The organism is Sneathiella sp., from assembly GCF_029233945.1.
In the GTDB taxonomy this organism is placed as follows: domain Bacteria; phylum Pseudomonadota; class Alphaproteobacteria; order Sneathiellales; family Sneathiellaceae; genus Sneathiella.
Window position 1 is genome coordinate 1 of record NZ_JARGOQ010000012.1, and the last position, 16,629, is coordinate 16,629.

At 56.1% G+C, this 16,629-nt stretch carries 15 protein-coding genes; 11 read left to right on the forward strand and 4 right to left on the reverse strand.

Going from position 1 to position 16,629, the window contains the following annotated elements; genetic code table 11:
* From ftsH to P1U71_RS05780, 5 genes are all read left to right on the forward strand, one after another.
* Positions 1 to 1,589: ATP-dependent zinc metalloprotease FtsH (ftsH, locus tag P1U71_RS05760; protein WP_301104607.1), on the forward strand; the 1,589-nt coding region annotated here is incomplete at its 5' end.
* A gap of 10 nt (positions 1,590 to 1,599) precedes the next feature.
* Positions 1,600 to 2,475 carry a dihydropteroate synthase gene (folP, locus tag P1U71_RS05765; RefSeq protein WP_301104608.1) on the forward strand — a complete coding sequence of 292 codons (876 nt, stop codon included), beginning with the start codon at positions 1,600 to 1,602 and terminating at the stop codon, positions 2,473 to 2,475.
* A gap of 58 nt (positions 2,476 to 2,533) precedes the next feature.
* Complete coding sequence (gene glmM, locus P1U71_RS05770) at positions 2,534 to 3,883, forward strand: phosphoglucosamine mutase (RefSeq protein ID WP_301104610.1); 1,350 nt, start codon at positions 2,534 to 2,536, stop codon at positions 3,881 to 3,883.
* 21 nt (positions 3,884 to 3,904) lie between these two features.
* Positions 3,905 to 4,708, forward strand: a complete 804-nt coding sequence (gene thiD / locus P1U71_RS05775) for a bifunctional hydroxymethylpyrimidine kinase/phosphomethylpyrimidine kinase (RefSeq protein WP_301104611.1) — start codon at positions 3,905 to 3,907, stop codon at positions 4,706 to 4,708.
* Positions 4,709 to 4,787: 79 nt separating this feature from the next.
* The gene (locus P1U71_RS05780) at positions 4,788 to 5,279 is read left to right on the forward strand and encodes a DUF2059 domain-containing protein (RefSeq protein WP_301104612.1); all 492 of its coding nucleotides are present in this window, start codon (positions 4,788 to 4,790) and stop codon (positions 5,277 to 5,279) included.
* Between the two features lie 18 nt (positions 5,280 to 5,297).
* Here the strand turns inward: P1U71_RS05780 and P1U71_RS05785 are convergent, their stop codons facing one another.
* From P1U71_RS05785 to P1U71_RS05800, 4 genes are all read right to left on the reverse strand, one after another.
* Complete coding sequence (locus P1U71_RS05785; protein WP_301104613.1) at positions 5,298 to 6,470, reverse strand: aminotransferase class V-fold PLP-dependent enzyme; 1,173 nt, start codon at positions 6,468 to 6,470, stop codon at positions 5,298 to 5,300.
* Positions 6,471 to 6,479: 9 nt separating this feature from the next.
* Complete coding sequence (locus P1U71_RS05790; protein WP_301104614.1) at positions 6,480 to 7,463, reverse strand: aldo/keto reductase; 984 nt, start codon at positions 7,461 to 7,463, stop codon at positions 6,480 to 6,482.
* An 11-nt stretch (positions 7,464 to 7,474) separates the two neighbouring features.
* Positions 7,475 to 8,608, reverse strand: coding sequence for an aminotransferase class V-fold PLP-dependent enzyme (locus P1U71_RS05795; protein ID WP_301104615.1), 1,134 nt, complete (start codon positions 8,606 to 8,608; stop codon positions 7,475 to 7,477).
* 178 nt (positions 8,609 to 8,786) lie between these two features.
* Positions 8,787 to 9,317, reverse strand: coding sequence for an Lrp/AsnC family transcriptional regulator (locus P1U71_RS05800; protein WP_301104616.1), 531 nt, complete (start codon positions 9,315 to 9,317; stop codon positions 8,787 to 8,789).
* 67 nt (positions 9,318 to 9,384) lie between these two features.
* On the opposite strand from P1U71_RS05800, the gene P1U71_RS05805 reads away from it, so the two are divergent.
* From P1U71_RS05805 to P1U71_RS05830, 6 genes are all read left to right on the forward strand, one after another.
* Positions 9,385 to 9,771, forward strand: coding sequence for a RidA family protein (locus tag P1U71_RS05805; RefSeq protein ID WP_301104617.1), 387 nt, complete (start codon positions 9,385 to 9,387; stop codon positions 9,769 to 9,771).
* A 203-nt stretch (positions 9,772 to 9,974) separates the two neighbouring features.
* Positions 9,975 to 11,144, forward strand: coding sequence for a phosphoserine transaminase (locus P1U71_RS05810; RefSeq protein ID WP_367281135.1), 1,170 nt, complete (start codon positions 9,975 to 9,977; stop codon positions 11,142 to 11,144).
* A gap of 21 nt (positions 11,145 to 11,165) precedes the next feature.
* Entirely contained in the window at positions 11,166 to 12,743 is a 1,578-nt protein-coding gene (gene serA, locus P1U71_RS05815) for a phosphoglycerate dehydrogenase (RefSeq protein ID WP_301104619.1), read from the forward strand.
* Positions 12,744 to 12,862: 119 nt separating this feature from the next.
* Positions 12,863 to 14,002 (forward strand): ATP phosphoribosyltransferase regulatory subunit, encoded by a 1,140-nt coding sequence (locus P1U71_RS05820; protein WP_301104620.1) that lies wholly within the window; start codon positions 12,863 to 12,865, stop codon positions 14,000 to 14,002.
* A 30-nt stretch (positions 14,003 to 14,032) separates the two neighbouring features.
* Entirely contained in the window at positions 14,033 to 15,325 is a 1,293-nt protein-coding gene (locus tag P1U71_RS05825; RefSeq protein WP_301104621.1) for an adenylosuccinate synthase, read from the forward strand.
* A gap of 58 nt (positions 15,326 to 15,383) precedes the next feature.
* Positions 15,384 to 16,574, forward strand: coding sequence for a YbfB/YjiJ family MFS transporter (locus P1U71_RS05830; protein ID WP_301104622.1), 1,191 nt, complete (start codon positions 15,384 to 15,386; stop codon positions 16,572 to 16,574).
* Positions 16,575 to 16,629 lie beyond the last annotated feature (55 nt).

Sequence of the window (16,629 nt, forward strand, 5' to 3'; positions counted from 1 at the left end):
TGCTGCTTCTGATCGGGGTGTGGATTTTCTTCATGCGCCAGATGCAGGGCGGCGGCGGCAAGGCCATGGGCTTTGGTAAATCGAAAGCGAAACTGCTCACTGAAAAGCATGGCCGCGTCACATTTGAGGATGTCGCCGGTATCGAGGAAGCGAAGGAAGAACTTGAAGAAGTAGTCGACTTCCTGAAAAACCCCCAGAAATATCAGCGGCTTGGCGGTAAAATCCCGAAGGGTGTGCTGTTGATTGGCCCTCCCGGTACGGGTAAGACGTTGCTGGCGCGCTCTGTTGCGGGTGAAGCGAATGTGCCCTTTTTCACCATTTCCGGCTCCGATTTCGTTGAGATGTTTGTCGGTGTCGGCGCGAGCCGTGTCCGCGACATGTTTGAACAGGGCAAGAAAAACGCCCCCTGCATTATCTTTATTGACGAAATCGATGCGGTTGGCCGTCATCGTGGCGCCGGTCTTGGCGGCGGTAACGATGAACGCGAACAGACCCTCAACCAGATGCTGGTGGAGATGGATGGTTTCGAGACCAATGAAGGCGTGATCCTGCTGGCCGCGACGAACCGTCCGGACGTGCTGGATCCGGCGTTGCTGCGTCCCGGTCGTTTCGACCGTCAGGTTGTGGTGCCGAACCCGGATATCATCGGCCGCGAGAAAATCCTGAAAGTGCATATGCGCAAAGTCCCGCTCGCGCAGGATGTGAACGCCCGTACCATCGCACGCGGCACACCCGGTTTCTCCGGTGCTGACCTTGCCAACCTCGTGAATGAGGCGGCGCTTCTGGCGGCACGTAAATCACGGCGGCTGGTTACTCAGCAGGAATTCGAGGAAGCCAAAGACAAGGTCATGATGGGGACCGAGCGTCGCTCCATGGTCATGTCAGAAGACGAGAAGAAGCTGACCGCTTATCACGAAGGTGGCCATGCGCTCGTTGGTATGCATATGAAGGCGTCGGACCCGATCCATAAGGCAACGATTATCCCGCGCGGACGTGCGCTCGGTATGGTCATGCGCCTGCCGGAGAAGGACAGCTACTCGCTGCGTCGCGATCAGTGCCTCGCCCATCTGGCGGTTGCCATGGGCGGTCGTGTGGCGGAGGAAATGATCTTCGGTCATGATGCGGTCACGACGGGTGCCTCCGGCGATATCAAGATGGCGACCGATATGGCGCGTAAAATGGTGACCGAATGGGGTCTTTCCGACAAGCTCGGTCCGCTCCTCTATGGCGCCAATCAGGAAGAAGTTTTTCTTGGTCATTCCGTCTCGCAGCAGAAGAATATGTCTGATGCGACAGCGGATGTCATTGACCAGGAAGTCCGCCGCTTTGTTGAGGAAGGCGAGGCAACAGCCCGCAAGATCCTCAATGATCATGTGGATCAGTTGCATCGCATTGCCAAAGGTCTTCTTGAGTATGAAACCTTGAGCGGCGATGAGATTAAGATCCTGATGGATGGCGGTGATATCAACCGGCCGGAAGATGTCGATACACCTGCCGACAAGGGGCCGAGTTCAACCGTTCCCGAAGCCGACGGCCATAAGAAACCCGGCGGACCGGGTATGGAACCGGAACCGCAACCCGGCTCATAAGGACAGTTTCATGAGTGAGACGAATAAGGGCTCCGCTTCATCGCGGGGCCTTTCTTCTATGACAGAGGGAGAACAGGAGAGCCGGACACGCCCCCTGATAATGGGGATCGTGAATGTCACGCCAGACAGTTTTTCCGATGGCGGTCAACATTCCAGCGTTGATGCCGCGATTGCCCATGCCCGAGAGCTTGTGGCGGACGGGGCGGATATCCTTGATATCGGCGGGGAAAGTACCCGCCCGGGCGCGGACGCCATCCGTGTGGCCGATGAATGCGCGCGCGTTGTGCCGGTTATCGAAGGCTGCCGCGATCTTGGTGTGACGATTTCCATCGATAGCCGGAAGAAGGCCGTGATGGCGGCGGCGGTCGCGGCGGGGGCGACCCTGGTCAATGACGTCAGCGCCCTTGAGTATGACCCCGAAAGCCTCGAATTCGTGGCGGAAAGCGGCCTGCCGGTCTGCCTGATGCATAGCCTCGCGGACCCGAAGGTCATGCAGGATAACCCAACCTATGACGATGTGGTTGCCGATGTCATGGCTTACCTGCGCGCGCGGATTGAGGCTTGCGAGGCGTCGGGGATTACGCGCGAAAAGATTATCGTCGATCCGGGCATCGGTTTTGGCAAGACGGCGGAGCATAATCTGCTGCTGATCAAATCGCTCTCGGCGTTTCAGGCGCTTGGCTGCGATATTCTGCTCGGTGCCTCACGAAAATCCTTTGTCGGGCGGGTGATGCATGAGCCTGAGGCGTCGAAACGCGTTATCGGATCGGTTGCTGTCGCGCTCCATGGCGCGCAATCCGGCGCCCGGATATTGCGGGTTCATGACGTTAAAGAGACCCGCCAAGCCCTTGAAATGTGGCAGGCAATTGATGCCGCCTCTTTTTAGACATGTTTTAAGGGTTTCCTGATAAAGTGTTGTCAAATTTTTAGGCAGAGACTGAGCTATGACACGGAAATATTTTGGAACCGACGGCATTCGCGGCACGGCGAACAAGGAGCCGATGACCGCGGAAATCGCCCTTAAAGTGGGCAAATCGGCGGGCAAGAAATTTGCCGGTCGAGGCGATTTTCGCCACCGTGTCGTTATCGGCAAGGACACCCGCCTCTCGGGCTATATGGTGGAGCCAGCGCTGACCGCCGGTTTTACCTCGGTCGGGATGGATGTGATTCTGGTCGGGCCGCTCCCCACGCCGGCGATCGCCATGTTGACCCGCTCACTCCGGGCGGATATCGGGGTGATGATTTCCGCGTCGCATAATTCGTTCGAGGATAACGGCATCAAGCTTTTCGGCCCCGATGGCTACAAGCTGTCCGACGAGGTAGAGAAAAGCATCGAAGCGGACATCATTGATGACAGTAATATCGTGCTGGCGGATCCGGCCAAGCTCGGCCGGGCGCAGCGTCTCGATGACGCACGCGGCCGTTATATCGAATTCGCGAAAAGCAGTTTTCCCCGCAATCAACTCCTGAAAGGGCTTAAAATCGTTGTCGATTGCGCGAATGGCGCGGCCTATAAGGTGGCGCCGACCGTGCTATGGGAGTTGGAGGCGGATGTCATCTCCATGGGGGTCTCGCCTAACGGCTTCAACATCAATGACGGCTGTGGCTCCACCTCGACGGAAGCCATGTGCAAGCGCGTGGTGGAGGAAGGGGCTGATCTCGGTATTGCTCTTGATGGGGATGCGGATCGTTTGCTGATTTGCGATGAAAAAGGCCGCCTCATCGATGGGGACCAGTTGATGGCACTGATCGCCCGAACCTGGCAGCGCCGTGAAAAGCTCCGGGGGGGTGGTATCGTCTCGACGGTAATGTCCAACATGGGGCTTGAGAAATTCCTGGAAGGGAAGGGCATGACCCTTGCGCGGACCAATGTCGGTGATCGTTATGTTGTTGAACATATGCGCGAACACGGCTTTAACGTCGGCGGGGAGCAGTCGGGTCATATTGTGCTGAACGACTACAGCACAACAGGCGACGGCCTGATCGCCGCGCTTCAGGTCCTTTCGGTGATTGTCGAAGAGGGCCAGCCGGTTAGCGAGGTCTGCCATAACTTCGACCCCTGGCCGCAGATCCTGAAAAACGTGCGTTTCGAGGCAGGGGATCCGCTCTCCGGCTCGGCTGTGCAGAAGGCCATCCGCGACGGCGAAATTCGCCTTGGCAGTGAAGGGCGGCTCTTGATCCGGAAATCCGGGACGGAGCCGTTGATCCGCGTGATGGGCGAGGGAACGAATGACAGTCTGGTCAATGAGATTGTCGATAACATCGTCAATGAGGTTGCCGCCTCGCTTGGTTGAGAGAATTTTTAAGGGGTGAGTATGCAGGGGCGTGTATTGATTGTCGCCGGGTCGGATTCCGGCGGCGGTGCAGGTATTCAGGCTGATATTAAGACGGTAACGGCCCTTGGCGGCTACGCGGCGACGGCGATAACCGCGCTGACCGCGCAGAATACCCTTGGCGTTGAGGCGATCGAGGCGATCTCTGCCCCTTTCGTTGCGCAGCAGATTGATGTTGTCCTCAAAGATATCGGCGCCGATGCCATCAAAATCGGTATGCTTCACCGAAAAGAGGTTGTGGATGCTGTCGCAGGTCTTTTCGATCAAATCGATAAACTGCCGCCGGTGGTGCTTGATCCGGTGATGATTGCCAAAGGCGGGGCGAGCCTGATCGCGGAGGAGGCGAGCGATGCCATCAAAAAGCGTTTGATCGGGCCGCATACCCTTGTTCTCACGCCGAATATCCCGGAAGCCGAGCATCTGATCGGCATGAAGATCAATAATCTTACCGATATGGAAAAGGCGGGCCGTCTTTTGCTCGATATGGGTCCCGTCGCTGTATTGATGAAAGGCGGACATAGCGAGGGCGCGGAAATCGTCGATCTTCTCGTCTCGCCGGAGGGGATTCAGACATTCTCCCACCGGCGTATTGAAAGCAGACATACTCATGGCACGGGCTGCACACTGTCTTCGGCCATTGCAACAGGCATTGCGCAAGGATTGGCGGTCCCGGTTGCCGTTGCGCGGGCCATTCGCTATGTGGAAAACGCGATCTTCGACGCCCCCGGCATCGGTGCCGGCCACGGGCCGCTCAATCACGGGCATACGGTCTCTCATTTCGAATAGGTTTGGCTATCTTTAGGACACAACTTTTGATAGCGTTGATATTATAAAATTTTTCTGTTCGTATATCGGAGAGTATCCTATGACCTATTTGAAACGCGCCGCTCTTGGCTTTTGCCTGCTGCTGGCCCTTGGATTGGGTACTGCGCGAGCGGACACGGCAAAGCAGGAAGCTATTGTTGAGCTGTTGAAAGTCACGAAGACTGCCGAGAATGTTCAGACTATCACGGCCAATAGTCTTCGATTCTTCCTCGATCAGAGCTTTAAGTCCAAGCCCGGCATCCCCGATGAGGTTAAAGAGAAAACCTATGAAATTATGCGGCAGACCTTTGAAGAGAATCTGTCCGGGCTGCTTATCCCGATCGTCAAACTTTACGAAGAAGCTTTCAGCCTTGAAGAAATTCAGGAACTTACTGGTTTCTATAGAACAGAACTGGGTCAGAAATTAATTGAGACAACGCCGGTAATTATGCAAAAATCCATGGCTATCGGCGGGCAATGGGGGCAGAAAGTGGGAATAATCGCCGTTGAACGTATCCGCAAGGAACTGGCCAGCAAAGGTTACGATATCTGAAGATAGCCCTTTCGCTCTCTAGATGTCGGCGAGCGCCTTGATCAGGGTCTCGATTTCTTCTTCCGTATTATAGTAATGAAATGAAGCCCTTACCATTTCTTCTATGCCCCGTTTCTCAAGATCAAAGCGGGTGCTGGAAAGGCTGGTGATGGAGACATTGATATTTTGTCCTGCAAGATGGGCTTGTATGTCGGCAGGCGATTTTGTGGCATGGCTGAACGTAACGATCCCACCCTTTCTCGCGCCGATATCCTGAACCGTAATGTCGGGGAGCGCCGATAATTTTTCTCGCGCGACTTCCGCGAGGGCGCAAAGGCGGGCCGAGGTTTCCTCAATCCCGAGAGTGAGCAGATAGTCAACGGCCGCGCCGAGGCCGATAACGGCGGCGACATTATACTCCCAATTTTCGAACCGTCGCGCATCGTCGCGCATCTTATATCCGTTTATTGATGTCCATTCCGCACTATGCAAATCGAGGAAGGGCGGCTCCAGCTTGTCCATCATGCTTTTGCGGACATAGAGGAAGCCGGTGCCGCGAGGGGCGCGCAAGTATTTTCGACCCGTCACCGAGAGCATATCGCAGCCAATTTCCGCCACATCAACCGGCAGTTGCCCCACGGACTGACAGGCATCGAGCAAATAGGGAATGCCATGCTTTCGTGCGACCTTGCCGATTTCCGCCGCCGGATTGACGAGGCCGCCGTTGGTCGGGACATGGGTGACCGAAATGAGTTTCACCTTGTCATCAATCATCGTTTCCAGAGCGGCAACATCTATTTGCCCGCTGTTGTCGCTCGGCACGAAATCGATTTTAACACCCGTTCGTTTGGCAACTTGCAGATAATCGATGACATTGGTGGCATATTCGGCCTCCGCCGTCAGGATGCGGTCACCAGCTTCGAATTTCATGCCGTAAAAAGCCATCTGCCAGCCGACGGTCGCATTCTCCACCAGCGCGATTTCGCTGCGGTCACAGTTGATCAGTTCGGCAATGGCATCGTATGTTCGCTCAAACGCCGCCTTCGCGCGGTTTTGCGCTTCATAACCGCCGATCGCAAGTTCCAGATCAAGATGCTCCTTTACGGCATCGAAGACCGGCAGCGGCATCAGCGCCGCCCCCGCATTATTGAAATGAAGGCGGTTTTTAACGCCCGGCGTTTCCTCCCGGAGTGCGTCGACATTAAGCGTCATGTCAATCTCCTATCTATGCCCTGCAACAGCATGGGGGATATAGGCGTCCTTGAGGCGTGCCAGTTCGTTCATATCCAGCGAGATATCAAGCGCGGCCACGGCCTCGTCAAGCTGGTACATCTTGCTGGCGCCGATAATCGGGCTGGTGACGGCCGGGCTGTGATGCACCCAGGCGAGGGCGATCTGCGCCGAGGTGACGCCGCGTTCCTTCGCGATATCCTGCACAACGGCGAGTACGTCGTAATCCGCATCCTGCCCGATTCGCATGGATTTGATCATCGCATCGGAGCGCGAGCGGGTGGTCTCCCCCTCCGCATCCTTCTTCTTGTTCCCGGCGAGAAAACCACGGGCGAGCGGTGACCAGGGAATAACGCCGATGCCCTGATCCTCACAGAGGGGCAGCATTTCGCGCTCTTCCTCCCGATAAACAAGGTTATAGACATTCTGCATGGAGACGAACTTCGCCCAGCCATTCTTCTCGGAGATAGAAAGTGCCTTCATAAACTGCCAGGCAAACATGGAGGACGCGCCGATATAGCGGGCCTTGCCGGCGCGGACCACATCGTTGAGGGCTTCCAGCGTTTCCTCGATCGGAGTATCATAGTCCCAGCGGTGAATCTGGTAGAGATCGACATAATCGGTGCCGAGCCGCTTCAGCGAATTATCGATGGAGTGCAGGATATGCTTGCGCGAGAGACCGCCGGTCAGCGGGCTTTTCCCCATCCGGTTGAAGACCTTTGTCGCAATGACGACCTCGTCGCGCTTGGCATAGTCCTTCAGCGCCCGTCCGACTATTTCTTCCGATACACCAACCGAATACATATCGGCGGTATCGAAGAAATTAATGCCATATTCCAGCGCCTTCTTGATGAAGGGGCGGCTTTCCTCCTCGGGCAGGACCCAGTCCCGCCATTCCGGATCGCCATAGGTCATGGTACCGAGGCATAGATCGCTTACCTTCAGGCCGGTATTCCCCAGTCTTTTCAAATTCATTCTTATCTCCGCTACAGGATTTTTTCTAGCGCCGCGAGCAGTCTATCGCTATCCGTCTCATTATTGAAGAGGTGAGGGGTGATCCGCATGCTGGACCCGCGAACGGAGACGAGAATATTGTCCGCCCGCAGCCGTTCCAGCAGATTCCCCGGCAGGCCACCTTTGCGTCTCAGCCCAAGAAAATGACCGGCGCGCTTGTCATCGGAGAGAGAGGTGAGGCCAAGCCCTTCGCATCGCGCTGCGATATCGCGTGTTTTCTCTGAAAGGGTTTCCTGAATATTGGCGACGCCCCAGTCGAGAATTTGCTCAAGCGCGGCCACAGCGACGGGCATCAGGGCGAAATTCGCCCGCTCCCCCATATCGAAGCGCTGTGCACCGGGCTGATAGTCATCAACATAATCGACAAGCCCGGCAAAATCCTCCGATCCTTTCCGGTTGAGCCAGTTATATTCGAGCGGCTCTCCGCCGTGATGCTCCGGCGCGACATACATAAAACCGACACTATAGGGTCCGAGCAGCCATTTATAGGCGGCGGCAATCAGAAAATCCGGCTTGACGCGCGGTAAGGCCAATGGCATCGCGCCAAGGGATTGCGTGACATCGAGGACGAGCTTCGCGCCTTGCGCCCTGAGCTTCTCCCCAATTGCCACAAGGTCGAGAAGCGCGCCATCCGTCCAGTGGTTATGGGGCAGGGCGGCAACGGCTACCGTCTCATCAATCGCGTTAAGGACAGCCGACGTCCAGTCATAATCGGCGGGCGTGGGCACGGTCTTGATCTCGGCGGCGCATTCATTCGCCCGCTGCTGCCAGCAATAGACATTCGATGGAAACTGATCTTCAAGGAGGAGGATTTTCTGACCCTTTTCGAGCGGGATGTTCTTCGCGGCAATGGCGAGGCCGTAAGACGCGCTCGGGATAAGTGCGATATCATCCGCCGCCGAGCCGATGAGCGATGCAAAAAGCGACCGCGCCCTCTCTGATTCGGTAAAAAAATCCTCAGGCGCAACAGTCCAAGGGGTCGACTTGCGATCAATACCCATATGTCCGGCGGCGCGCGCGGTTTTTAAAAGCGGTCCCATATAGGCGCAATTGAAATAGGTGATTTCGTCCGGAATATCAAAAAGATGGCGTTGGCTGGGGATCATGAACGGGCCTCAAACAGTAATAATTCCCGTCATTTTCGCGCAAAGCAGAGGCGGCGACTAGCCCTTTATTGTCACCGGGACAATAAACCCGCGTGGCTTATATCGTGGATTCGATACGGAACTGAAATTCTAATCTTTGGCCAGCGGATATTTTTCTTAACCACAGAGTGAGCCTGCTTTAGCTGGTAGGCAATGGAACCGTCGGCCACTCGGTCGTAATGTCGGCATGCACACCACGTTCAAGATAGGTTGATAGTACGATGAAACTCTTGGTTCCTCGAACACCCGGGAGAACATAGAGCTGTGAAAGAAGCTGCTCGAGCGCATGGGCGTTTGCGGTTCGAACCTTCATGATGACGCACGTGTCACCTGCTACCGAATGCATCTCTTCGACTTCCGGAAATCGCCGCAAAGTCAGCATTCGCTCACTTTTCCCCCAGCCGTCGGCATCCACATGGACAAAAGCGAGAAAGTCTTTGCCGCTGGATGGCCCATCAATGCGTGCGGAGATACCCGTTAGTGTTCCGCTGCTTCGTAGTCGCTTTACACGCTCAAAAACAGCCGGGGCTGAAAGGCCAACGATTTCGCCTATTTCAGCATAGGTGGCGCGCCCGTTTTCAGACAATGCACCTAATATCTTTCGATCAAAACTGTCCAAAGGCCGTGGTGGTCTGGCAGTCAGCTGATTATCTTCTGTTTCTATATTCATTCGTGCAATTTCCATTACCAGAATTGATTTATTCGGCATATTAAGCTGAAAGCGAAAGGATATTCAAATGAAGCATCAGATTATTAATCCCTCAAACGGCATATACGCTGCAACAGACGACTACGTTCATGCACTTGAGGTAAGCGGTGCAAATCGTCAGCTTTTTGTGAGTGGCACGATGGGGCTGAATGAGCATGGTAATGCGCCGGAAGATTTGGACGAACAGCTTGAGTTGATCTGGTCGAACATCGATCGCATCCTGTGCGACGCTAATATGACCGTCGCAAACATCGTCAGAATTACAAGCTACCTCCGCAAGGCCGAGTATGCGAAGCGCAATCAAGCCGCACGAATTCGCGCTCTGGGTGATCGAAGGGTGCCAACAACTGCGATTGTCGTTGCCACGCTTGATCCGACTTGGCTCGTTGAGCTTGAAATCGTTGCGCTGGCCTGACTGTTCGTTGAAAGCCGTCATTATTGCAAATGCGGCTAATGGCAGTTTTGTCCGCGCTGTGATCAAGGGTATTTTCAGTGAAAGAATCTGTCAAAATGTCGCAGCGCAGAAATTCCCGTTGACATCCCCATCGAAATTTTGTCTATGAACGGCGGGCCACATCCCCCCACCGGGATGCTCTAGACTGGAAGGTTTAGTTTATTATGACAGTACAAATGCGTCCTGAGAGTCTCCCTGACTCTCCTATGTTTTCATCCGGCCCTTGCGCGAAGCGCCCCGGATGGTCCCTCCAAAACCTTGAAAATGCCTGCCTTGGTCGCTCCCACCGTTCGGGTGAGGGTAAAGCCAAGCTGAAAGCCGTGATCGATCAGCAGCGTGCGCTGCTCGGTATCCCCGATGATTATAAGGTCGGCATTGTGCCGGGCTCCGACACCGGTGCCGTGGAAATGGCGCTCTGGTCGATGCTGGGTGCGCGTCCCGTCACCATGCTGGCATGGGAAAGCTTCGGCTCCGGCTGGGCGACCGACGTGGTCAAGCAGCTGAAGCTCGATGATGCCGAAGTCATCACCGCCGAATATGGTGAGATCCCGGATCTTGCCGCGACCGACTGGAGCCGCGATGTTGTCTTCACCTGGAACGGTACAACCTCTGGCGTGCGGGTACCGAATGGCGACTGGATTTCTGACAGCCGCGACGGTCTCGCTATTTGCGATGCCACCTCCGCCGTGTTCGCCATGGAACTGCCGTGGGAAAAGCTCGATGTTGTCACCTGGTCCTGGCAGAAAGTGCTGGGCGGGGAGGCGGCCCATGGCATGCTTGTCCTGAGCCCGCGCGCTGTTGAGCGGCTGGAAAATTACACCCCCGTATGGCCCCTCCCGAAAGTCTTCCGCATGACAAAGGGCGGCAAGCTGATTGACGGTATCTTCAAGGGGGAAACCATCAACACCCCGTCCATGTTGGCGGTTGAGGATGCGCTGGACGCGCTTTCCTGGGCGGAAAGCATCGGCGGGGGCAAGGGCATGATCGCCCGTACCGATGCCAACGCGAAGGTGATTTCCGACTGGGTCGCGAAAACCGACTGGGTTGATTATCTAGCAAGCGATCCGGCAATTCGCTCCACCACCTCGGTCTGCCTTAAGATCACCGATGACTGGTTCACGGCGCTTCCTGCGGAAGACCAGCCAAAGGCGGCGAAAGAACTCGTCAATCTGCTCGCATCGGAAGGCGCGGCGCTTGATATCGGGCATTACCGCGATGCTCCGGCGGGTCTTCGGATCTGGGCGGGCGCGACGGTGGAGAAAGCCGATCTCGAAGCATTGATGCCCTGGCTCGACTGGGGTTACGCGACACTTAAAAATACATTCCAGAAATAATCCTTAAGAAGGATCGATAAAATGGTCAAAGTCCTTATCTCTGACAAGATGAGCCCGCGCGCTGCTGAAATTTTCCGCGATCGTGGCGTAGAAGTAGACGAAAAACCCGGCATGAGCCCTGCGGAACTGAAAGCCTGCATTGGCGAGTATGACGGCCTCGCCGTGCGCTCCGCCACCAAGGCGACCGCCGAAATTATTGCGGCCGCCACCAACCTCAAAGTTATCGGCCGCGCCGGTATCGGGGTGGATAACGTGGATATCCCGTCGGCAACGGCGGCCGGTATCTGCGTGATGAACACACCGTTCGGTAATGCCATCACCACGGCCGAACATGCCATCGCCATGATGTTCTCTCTCTCCCGCCATATTCCGGCGGCGAATGCCTCCACCCAGGCCGGGAAGTGGGAGAAATCGAAATTCATGGGGGTCGAGCTTTACGGCAAGACGCTCGGAGTCATCGGATGTGGTAACATCGGTTCCATCGTCGCGGACCGTGCGGTTGGCCTTAAAATGAAAGTCGTTGCCTATGATCCGTTCCTCTCCCCTGAACGGGCGCTGGAACTTGGTGTCGAAAAGCTGGAACTGGACGATCTGTTCACCCGCGCCGACTATATCTCGCTGCATACCCCGATCACGGACAGCACCCGCAACATCATCAATGCGAAGAATATCGCCAAGATGAAAGAGGGCGTGCGCATCATCAACTGCGCCCGCGGTGGTCTTGTCGTCGAGGAAGACTTGAAGGCAGCGCTCGAATCCGGCCAGGTTGCCGGTGCGGCGCTTGACGTCTACGCGGTTGAACCGGCGACGGAAAATATCCTTTTCGGCATGGAAAATGTGGTGACGACCCCGCATCTGGGGGCCTCCACCGATGAGGCGCAGGTCAATGTCGCGATCCAGGTGGCGGAGCAGATGTCCGATTACCTGCTGGTCGGGTCCGTGACCAACGCGCTCAACATGCCGTCCGTCACGGCGGAAGAAGCACCGAAGCTGAAACCCTATATGGAGCTTGCGGCCCAGCTTGGCGGGTTCGCCGGTCAGGTCACGGAAAGCGGCATCAAGTCCGTGCGCATCGATTATGAAGGCGCGGCGGCGGGCCTTAATACCAAACCGCTCACCTCTATCATTATTCAGAGCCTGCTCAGCCCTCTGATGGACAGCATCAATATGGTGAATGCCCCGGTCGTTGCGAAGGAACGGGGGGTCGATGTGACTGAAAGCTATAACGACCGGGAGGAGGACTATCAGACACTGATCCGCCTCACGATCACGACAGAGCATCAGACGCGTGATATCGCGGGCACGCTGTTCGGGGATAACCGGCCGCGCATCGTCAGTATCAAGGGCATTAATATAGAGGCGGAAATCGGTCCTCATATGCTTTATGTCACCAATCAGGACAAGCCGGGCTTTATCGGGGCGCTGGGATCGGTGCTGGGTGATGCCGGGGTCAATATTGCGACCTTCCATCTCGGTCGTCACAAGCAGAAAGGGGAGGCGATTGCCCTGATCGAGATAGATTCGGAACTCTCCCATTCAACGCTGGAGAATGTCTGTAACCTGCCGCATGTCGCTCAGGTTAAGGCGCTCAATTTCTAGGCGGTTTCTGCAGAAAATAACGCCTTCGGGCTACTTTGGAAAAGCGGCGGTTAAAAACTGTCGCTTTTTTGTTGTTCCTGTTGGCGGCGGCGGGGAAATATGCTTTATAGGCCCATGTAATGAATGACTATTCCGAAAAAGGCCTGCTGCCCGCCGGTTTGGCAGATATGCTCCCGCCCGCAGCCGCACGCGAAGCGCGGATTAACCGTACCCTGATGGATGTTTTCGCAGGCAATGGCTATCTGCAAGTCAAGCCCCCCCTGATCGAATTTGAGGAGCATCTGCTGGAGGGCTCCGGCGCGGCGCTTGCGTCCAAAATGTTTCGTGTGATGGACCCGGTCTCGCATCGGATGATGGGCATTCGGACCGATATCACCTTGCAGATCGCGCGCGTTGCGACCACCCGAATGAAGCAGGATCCGCGCCCCTTGCGACTTTCCTATGCCGGACAGGTTTTGCGGGTCTATGGCTCCCAGCTCCGGCCAGAGCGGCAGTTTGCGCAAGCCGGCGTAGAGCTGATCGGCCCGTCGGAGACCTCTGCCGATGCGGAGCTGATCCTGCTCGCGGCGGAAGCTTTGGGCGCGTTGGAGGTAGAGAATTTCTCGATTGATCTGACACTGCCGACGCTCGTGCCAACGCTTTGCCGTGAACTGGGCATTGATGAAGAGACGGCCGCCTCGGCGCGTGAGGCCCTCGATCACAAGGATGCCGCCGTACTTGATGATTATGACGCGAACTTAAGCCGGATTCTTATCGCACTTCTGAAAGCGGCAGGACCGGCAAACAGTGCGATAGAGGCGCTTGAAAAAATCGACCTTCCTGACGCGGCGGCGGCACAGGTCGCGGCACTTAAAAAGGTGGTTGCGCAGCTCCAGCAATCCGCGCCGGATCTGAAATTGACAATTGATCCCGGCGAATATCGCGGGTTTGAATATCAGACCGGCCTCAGCTTTACGGTGTTTGGCCGCGGCGTGCGCGGGGAACTTGGCCGCGGCGGGCGCTACCAGTTGATGGACGGGGAATCTGCCTCTGGCTTTACGCTCTTCCTCGATAGCCTGATGCGTGCGGTGCCGCGCAAGGTGAGCGATGACCGATTGTATCTTCCCTTCGAAACCAGCCTTGACCAGGGATACGCCTTGCGTCAGGAAGGCTGGAAAACGGTCGCGGGCCTTGATCCGGAAGACGATATCGAGGCTGAAGCGCGGCGTCTTAACTGCGGCCAATTTCTCGGGCCGGATGGTATTACGAAACTCTCCTGATCAAAATTTTACATTCAAGGACTGAGGATAATGGCGAACGTAGCGGTGGTTGGCTCCCAATGGGGTGACGAGGGCAAAGGCAAGATTGTTGACTGGTTGTCCGAGCGAGCGGATGTTGTCGTGCGCTTTCAGGGCGGCCATAACGCTGGTCATACGCTCGTTGTCGACGGCAAGGTCTATAAACTCAGCCTGCTCCCCTCCGGCATTGTGCGCGGTGGCAAGATTTCGGTGATCGGCAACGGCGTTGTCGTCGATCCCTGGGCGCTGGTGAAAGAAATCGACACCGTGCGCGGGCAGGGCGTCACTGTTGATCACACTACTTTAAAAATTGCTGAGAATGCGACGCTGATCCTGCCGCTGCATGGGGAGCTGGATGCCCTGCGGGAGGATGCAACTTCGGCGATAAAGATCGGCACGACCCGGCGTGGTATCGGCCCGGCTTATGAAGACAAGACCGCCCGCCGCGCAATTCGCGTGTGCGACCTGACGGACACGGACCTGATGAAGCGAAAAATTGCAACTTTGCTCGATCATCACAACGCGCTTCGCAAAGGCATGGGCGCGCCGCTGGTGGATGGGGACAAGCTACTCGCACAACTTATTGAAATTGCACCAAAAGTTCTGGAATTTTCCGATATTGTCTGGCGCCGTCTGGATGAGGCGAAGAAGGCGCGCAAGCGCGTCCTGTTCGAAGGGGCGCAAGGGGCGATGCTCGATAACGATCACGGCACCTATCCGTTCGTGACCTCCTCCAACACGCTCGCCGGACAGGCAGCGGTTGGCAGTGGTGTCGGGCCGGGCTCGGTCAATTATGTGCTGGGTATTACCAAGGCCTACACAACCCGTGTTGGCGAAGGGCCGTTTCCGACGGAACTTTTCGATGAGGTCGGCAAGGGACTTGGCGAGCGGGGGCATGAATTTGGTGTTGTCACCGGACGCAAGCGTCGCTGCGGCTGGTTCGATGCGGTGATGGTGCGTCAGGCCGTCAAAACAGGTGGCATCACGGGCATCGCGCTGACCAAGGTTGATGTGCTGGATGGCATGGATGAACTTAAAATCTGTGTTGGCTATGAGCTGAATGGCGAGCAGATCGACTATTTCCCGTCCAATATGGCGGATCAGGCCGCAGTAAAACCCGTCTATGAAACGATGGAAGGCTGGAGTGAGAGCACCTATGGCGCGCGCAGCTGGGCCGATCTTCCGGCGGCGGCGGTCAAATATATCCGCCATGTGGAAGAATTGATCGAGGCGCCGGTCGCGCTCCTCTCCACCAGCCCGGAGCGCGAAGACACCATTCTCGTCCGCGACCCGTTTGAAGATTAAATTAAAATGTGAGCAAAAGAGGCTGCCCGCCTTTTTATCCTCATGCTAATGTTTTGACATGACGAAATCTTCCGGACGCATGAGGCTGCTGGCTGTCGGAGGGCTGTTGGCCCTTGCCGTCGGCTTGGGCATTGGCCGCTTTGTCTACACCCCGATATTGCCGTTTATGGAAACCGGTCTTGGCGTGAGCAAGTCTGATGCAGGGTTGATCGCGTCGGCCAATTATCTCGGCTATTTGCTGGGCGCATTGCTCGGTATTCGGCAGAGCCTGCCCGGAAGTACGCGGGGCTGGTTCCTGCTATCATTAATTGTTTGTTCCGCAACGACAATCTCCATGGGACTGACAGAAAGTTTCGAGCTGTTCCTGTTGATTCGCTTGATGAGCGGGGCCGCCTCTGCCTTTGTCATGGTGTTCGGCTCGGCGCTTATATTGAGCCGTCTTGCGGCGGAAGGACGATCGCGTTTATCGGCGCTTTATTTCGCGGGCGTCGGTGTTGGCATATCGCTTTCCTCCCTGATGATCATCATGTTGGAGACGATGGATATCGGATCGCAGGGCATGTGGATCGCCACGGGTATCCTCTCGTTGCTTCTGACGGTTCCGGTATTTCTGTATGTGCCTGCTGTGCCCGAGCCAAGCAGCGGCGAGGCGGCGAATATACCGCTCCGCTATAGCCGACCGCTCAAGGCTCTGATTCTTTCCTACTTCTTGTTCGGTTTCGGCTATATCATCACGGCAACCTTTATCTCCACGCTGGTGCGCCAGATTCCGGAAGTACAGTGGATGCAGTCCATTATCTGGCTGATTGTCGGGGTTGCCGCCATTCCGTCCGTGGCGCTCTGGGCGGGAATTGCCGCGTATCTCGGTAACAACCGGAGCTACGCAATCGCCTGTCTTGTTCTGGCGATCGGTGTTGCCGGCAGCGTGATTGCGGAGCATCCGCTGATACTGGTTGTGTCAGCTGTTCTGCTTGGTAACACGGTTATCGGTATTACCGCCCTTGGTCTGGTTGAGGCGCGGAATATGGCACCTAATCACGGACGACAGATTCTTGCGGTGATGACCCTGTCCTTTGGCATCGGGCAAACAATCGGGCCGGGTTTTGCCGGGTTTATCTATGACTACTTTGGCGATTTTTTCGTGGCCTCGCTCATCGCCGCCGTCGGGCTTGTTGTCGCCTCCTCGCTGGCATGGGGCCTGGATAACAAAAAGCAGATTCCTCCTGCGCTGCCATCGGATCAAATTTAACGGCATATTAACGCCAAATTGCGACAATCAAGGCTAGAATTCGACCAGATGGATT